Here is a 5,969-nt window from a genome sequence, read left to right as displayed (position 1 = left end):
ACGGAGAGCACATTAAGTGCTCTCCGGCTCGTGCGGAACTCGCGATCGACCTTATGCCCCGCCCCTCGGGACTAAGGATACATGGTTGGGGTTGCTAGATGGCAAAATTCATTAGCAAGGGACGCAGCGTAGACTCATATCGAAGCATCTTCACCACCGGATTAATAAAAAAGAAGCACCGCTTGGGGGCGGTACTTCTTTTGAAAGCGCGTGCGTGTTGTGACCTTGGTGGTTCCCAATTACAGTCCGCAGGCTGCTTTGAGTTCTTCGACTCGGTCGGTATTCTCCCAGGTGAAGTCGGCGTCTTCGCGGCCGAAGTGGCCGTAGGCTGCCGTCTTTTCGTAGATCGGGCGGCGCAGGTCCAGGTCGCGGATGATTGCACCCGGGCGCAGGTCGAAGGTCTTCTCGACGGCATCGACGATCTTATTCTCGGCAACCTTGGCGGTGCCGAAGGTGTCGACCATAATCGATAACGGCTTGGAAACGCCGATGGCATAGGCGAGCTCGACTTCGCAGCGGTCGGCCAGGCCGGCGGCGACCACGTTCTTGGCGACCCAACGCGCGGCGTACGCGGCGGAGCGGTCGACCTTGGTGCAGTCCTTGCCGCTAAAGGCACCGCCGCCGTGACGGCCGTAGCCGCCGTAGGTGTCGACGATGATCTTGCGGCCGGTCAGGCCCGTGTCGCCCATGGGGCCGCCCACGACAAAGCGACCGGTGGGGTTCACGTAGATGTCCGCGTTGTCCCACGGCATGTTCTCGGCGGCCATGACCGGGGTGATGACGTGCTCGATGAGGTCGGCCTTGATCTTGCCCATGTCCTCGATCTCGGCGGCGTGCTGCGTGGAGATGACGATGGTCGTGACCTCGACGGGTTTGCCTTCCTCGTAGCGCACGGTGACCTGGGTCTTGCCGTCGGGACGCAGATAGGCGAGGGTGCCGTCGTGACGCACGGCGGCCAGGCGCTCGGCCAGGCGGCTCGCCAGGTAGTGCGGCATGGGCATGAGGGTCTTGGTCTCGTTGGAGGCATAACCGAACATCATGCCCTGGTCGCCGGCACCGATCAGGTCGATCGGGTCGGTGGTAGCGCCGGTCTGGGTCTCGAAGGACTCGTCGACGCCCTGGGCGATATCGGGCGACTGCTCGTGGATGAGGCTCATAACGCCGCAGGTGTCGCAGTCAAAACCGAACTTGGCACGGTTATAGCCAATGCGTCGGATAACGCCGCGGGCGATTTCCTGTACGTCGACGTAGGCCTGGGTGCGAATCTCGCCGGCGACGATGACGGTGCCGGTGGTCACGAGTGTCTCGCATGCGCAGCGGACGTTCTCCACGTTGGCCGGCACGCCGTTGGGGGCGATGTAGCCCTGCTCCTGCAGCTCTATTTCTTTGGCGAGGATTGCGTCGAGGACGGCGTCGCTGATCTGGTCAGCGATCTTATCGGGATGACCTTCGGTCACCGACTCCGACGTAAAAACAAAGGACCCGTGTTGGGGCGGGATGGAACGAAGTTCTTCTGACATGATTGTCCTTTCAAAAACGTGTCCCGGCGACCGTTACCATTCCGCCGGGCTCTCTATGCAAGGGCACATCATAGCGCGTAAATCAAACATTCACACCCTTTCCGCACCTACTCATTGGGGACAGACTTAAATGACTACCCTTACCTAAGTGCCGACAGGTTGCCCAAAGAATGGTCATTTAAGTCTGTCCCCAATGAGTAGGTCAGTGCCCTTTGTGCGGAGGCTGCTTTGATGCTTTATACTAATGCGGTTAGACATCCATCCTGTAATCGAGGAGATTTCCATGGCATCAGACGTTCGCGTCCGCTTTGCACCCTCACCGACGGGCAAGCTGCACATCGGCGGCGCCCGCACCGCTATCTATAACTGGGCTTTCGCCCGCGCAAACGGCGGCACGTTCATCCTGCGCATCGACGACACCGACCCCACCCGCTCCACCGACGAGAACACGCAGATCATCCTGCGCGCCATGCGTTGGCTGGGCCTGGATTGGGACGAGGGTCCCGAGGTGGGCGGCGATTTTGGCCCCTACGCCCAGACCGAGCGCCTGGACCTGTACAAGCAGGCCGCCCAGAAGCTTTGGGATGAGGGCAAGGCCTATCCCTGCTTCTGCACCAAGGAGCAGCTTGACGCCGACCGCAAGGCCGCGCAGGAGCGCAAGGATCCCTTCCAGGGCTATCAGCGCCGTTGCCGCGATCTTGATCCCGAGGAGGCCCGCCGCCGCATCGAGGCCGGCGAGTCCTACGTCCTGCGCATCAAGGTGCCCGAGGACCGCGGCGACGTCGTCATCCACGACGCCGTCCACGGCGAGGTGACCTTCGACGCCAAGGAGCTCGACGACTTTGTCATCTTCCGCTCCGATGGCACGCCCACGTACAACTTCGCGACCGTCGTCGACGACGCCATGATGAAGATTACCCATGTCATCCGCGGCGACGACCACCTGTCCAACACCCCGCGTCAGGTCATGGTCTACGAGGCCCTCGGCGCGCCCGTGCCTACGTTCGCCCACATCTCCATGATCTTGGGTGCCGACGGCAAGAAGCTCTCCAAGCGCCACGGCGCCACCTCGGTGGAGGAGTACCGCGACGCCGGCTACCTGTCCGACGCCTTCGTCAACTACCTGGCGCTGCTCGGCTGGTCGCTCGACGGCGAGACCACGATCATCCCGCGCGATGTCCTGGCCAGCAAGTTCTCGCTCGACCGCATCTCCAAGAACCCGGCGACCTTCGACCCCAAGAAGCTCGATTGGGTCAATGCCGAGTACATCAACGGCATGTCCGATGCTCAGTTTGCCGACGAGATCATGGTCCCCGAACTGCACGAGGCGGGTCTCATCGAGGGTAATGTCGAGTACGGCGAGGATTGGATCGACGCGCTCGCTGCCATCGTTAAACCGCGCACCAAGATGCCGGCCGACGCCGTGACCGTCGCCGCTCCCATCTTTGCTACGGCCGAGACGCTCGAGTATGACGAGAAGTCCGTTAACAAGGGCCTAGCCAAGGAAGGCATGGGTGCCATCCTGGACGCCGCCAAGGCCGCGCTCGAGGGTGTCACCGAGTGGACCGCCGCGAACATCGACGCCGCGCTTGAGCCGCTGCCCGAGCAGATGGACCTTAAGAAGCGCGTGGTGTTCCAGGCCGTGCGCGTCGCCGTCTGCGGCAACATGGTGAGCCCTCCGCTGGGCGAGACCATGGCGCTCGTCGGCCGCGACGACTGCCTGGCGCGCATCGACCGCGCCCGCACGATGGCGCTGTAGCAGCCGTGTAAACGCATGTATCCGAGCCCCGTTCACCCGAGCGGGGCTCTTGTTTCTGTAGACGTATGGGATAGGAGGTGCTGGAGCCGTGGCCGAGCAACTGTCGCTGTTTGGTTCGCCGGAACCGGAGGAGGTTCCGGTGAAGCCAGTGTCTGCCGCTGCCTCGGCTCAGCCTAAGCCTGCACCTGAGCCCATCGCCGCCTATGCGAGCGTGGTTCTCGACATCCCGACGCGTGCGCTGTCCGAGCCGTTTGCCTATGGCATTCCTCAACCCCTTGCTAGCGACGCGCAGATCGGATCCACGGTCCTGGTCCATTTTGGCAACCGTGCTGCCGCAGGCTACATCGTCGACATTGCGCCCGAGCTGGGTGATCTGCAGGGCAACAGCGCGCTCGACCCCGCGCGCATTAAAGCCGTCGAAGCCATCCTCAGCAAACCGCTCTTTACCGCCGAGGCTGCCCATATCGCGCGCTGGATGAGCCGCGAGTATGTCGCGACGCTTTCCGAGTGCCTGCGCCTGTTCTTGCCACCGGGTGGAAGCCCGCGCGTGGTCAAAAGCGACGACGGCGTGTGGACTGTCGAGCGCCCTGCCGTCAAACCCATCCAAAACCGCTGGGTCATGCTTACGCCCGAGGGCTTCGACTATACGCCGCCCAAGACCGCGGTCCGCCAGCGTCAGCTCATCGAGGCGCTCCAGTGCGGCCCAGTCACGACACGCGACCTCAACCTTCTCTATAACAGCATGTCGGCGACCATCAAAGCGCTCGAAAAACGCGGCGTCGTCGTGGTGGAGGAGCGCCGTGCGTGGCGTGGCTGCAGCGAGCAGACCACGCTGTCCTCGGCAAGCGGTAAGGCGCCGGTCTCCCTTACCAACGGTCAGCAACAGGCACTCGCGCAGATTGAGCGCGCCCGTCTGGACGCCCATGGCGACGTGGTCCTTGTCGACGGCGTCACCGGATCTGGTAAAACCGAGGTCTACCTCTCAGCTATCGAGCGCGTGCTCGCGGCCGGTCGCTCGGCCTGCGTGCTCGTACCCGAGATCTCGTTGACGGCCCAGACCGTCGGCCGCTTCCGCTCGCGCTTTGGCGAGACGGTCGCCGTGTTCCACTCGCGGCTTTCGGCCGGCGAGCGTCTAGACCAGTGGGATATGGTCGCCAGTGGTGCGGCGCGCGTGGTCGTCGGTGCCCGCTCGGCGCTCTTTTGCCCGCTCGGCGATCTAGGCCTCATCATCATCGACGAGGAGCACGAGACCAGCTATAAGCAGGGCTCTAGTCCGCGCTACCACGCGCGCGAGGTTGCGGCCGAGATGGCGCGTCGCTATCGCTGCCCGCTCGTGCTGGGCTCGGCCACGCCTTCTGCTGAGGCCCTCGACCGCTGCCGCCGTGGCACGTATAACGGTGCCACCTGGACGCGCGTCGAGATGCCCGAGCGCCCGGGACACGCCGTGCTGCCCACGGTCCGTATTGCCGACCTGCGCCGGGAGTTCTCGCACGGCAGCCGCTCCATGTTCTCAAAACCCTTGATGGAGGGCTTGGAGCGTGTGGTCGAGCGCCGCGAGAAGGCCGTGCTGCTGCATAACCGCCGTGGCTTTGCGCCGTTCCTGATGTGCCGCGAGTGCGGCTGCGTCCCCACCTGCAACCACTGCTCCACCGCGCTTACGTATCACGAGCGCACGCACACGCTGCAGTGCCACACATGCGGTTCGTCTTGGCGCGTGCAGCCGTATCCCGCGCCCACGAGCCGATGCCCCAAATGTGGCAGTCGCTACCTGGCAAAAATGGGTCTGGGAACGCAGCAGATCGAGGACGCACTGCATCAGATGCTTCCCGAGGATGTCGCCATTATTCGCATGGATGCCGATTCCACGCGCGGCAAGGATGCGCACAAAAAGCTGCTCGAGCAGTTCGATGCGGCGGATTGTGCCGTGTTGCTGGGCACCCAAATGATCGCAAAGGGTCTCGATTTTCCCGAGGTCACGCTCGTAGGCGTGGTCAATGCCGACTTCGCCCTCAAGCTGCCCGACTTTCGCGCAGGGGAGCGCGCCTACGATCTGCTGGAGCAGGTTGCGGGCCGCGCCGGCCGCGGCGATCGCCCCGGCGAGGTTATCATCCAGACCTACCTGCCCGAGGACCCGGTCATCCGCGCCGTCGCCGAGCACGACCGCTCGATTTTTACCGACTACGACCTGGACCAGCGCCGCGACGCGCTGTACCCGCCGTTTGTTCGCCTGGTCAACATCTTGGTATGGTCGGCGAACCGAGACGACACGCAGGACTACATCGGCCGCATCGCGAAGCTCCTCAAGCGCCGCTGGCATGCCGCCGCGCCCGACTTTTTGCGGGCGGGGAGCGCCGTGCCTCAGGTGCTGGGCCCGGCTTCATGTGTAATCGAGAGAGCCAAGGACCGTTACCGCTTCCATCTGCTTGTAAAGTCGCCGGTAGGGTACCATGTCTCTGATGATATCGACGCCTGCCTCAAAGAGGTGGGCTCTGTGCGCGGCGTGAGCGTGAGCGTTGACGTCGACGCCTATGATTTGATGTAACAACCCGAAAGGATGGCCATGGAAGCCAACGGAATCGTACTGTCGCCCGACCCTCGTCTGCGCCAGGAGTGCGCCGTCATCGAGGAGATCACCCCGGCGATCGAGGCGCTTGCCGAGAAGATGAAGAAGATGATGTTCGAGAACGGCG

The 5,969-nt window shown here is 63.3% G+C and carries 3 protein-coding genes; 2 read left to right on the top strand and 1 reads right to left on the bottom strand.

Annotation, left to right across the window (positions count from 1 at the left end; genetic code table 11):
• Positions 1 to 239 precede the first annotated feature (239 nt).
• Positions 240 to 1,520, bottom strand: coding sequence for a methionine adenosyltransferase (gene metK / locus I2D41_RS05310; RefSeq protein ID WP_195363789.1), 1,281 nt, complete (start codon positions 1,518 to 1,520; stop codon positions 240 to 242).
• Positions 1,521 to 1,803: 283 nt separating this feature from the next.
• On the opposite strand from metK, the gene gltX reads away from it, so the two are divergent.
• Positions 1,804 to 3,279, top strand: a complete 1,476-nt coding sequence (gene gltX, locus I2D41_RS05305) for a glutamate--tRNA ligase (RefSeq protein WP_117746308.1) — start codon at positions 1,804 to 1,806, stop codon at positions 3,277 to 3,279.
• Positions 3,280 to 3,367: 88 nt separating this feature from the next.
• Complete coding sequence (gene priA / locus I2D41_RS05300; RefSeq protein ID WP_411161267.1) at positions 3,368 to 5,821, top strand: replication restart helicase PriA; 2,454 nt, start codon at positions 3,368 to 3,370, stop codon at positions 5,819 to 5,821.
• The last annotated feature ends 148 nt before the right edge of the window (positions 5,822 to 5,969 follow it).

It is taken from the genome of Collinsella aerofaciens, from assembly GCF_015552075.1.
Classification (GTDB): Bacteria; Actinomycetota; Coriobacteriia; order Coriobacteriales; family Coriobacteriaceae; genus Collinsella; species Collinsella aerofaciens_Y.
Note: the sequence above shows the minus strand (reverse complement) of the source record. Positions and strands in the feature narration are given on the sequence as shown.

Excerpts from the sequence above, each read along its gene's own strand:
- gltX (WP_117746308.1), top strand. The coding sequence starts at position 1,804 with ATGGCATCAGACGTTCGCGTCCGCTTTGCACCCTCACCGACGGGCAAG.
- metK (WP_195363789.1), bottom strand. The coding sequence starts at position 1,520 with ATGTCAGAAGAACTTCGTTCCATCCCGCCCCAACACGGGTCCTTTGTT.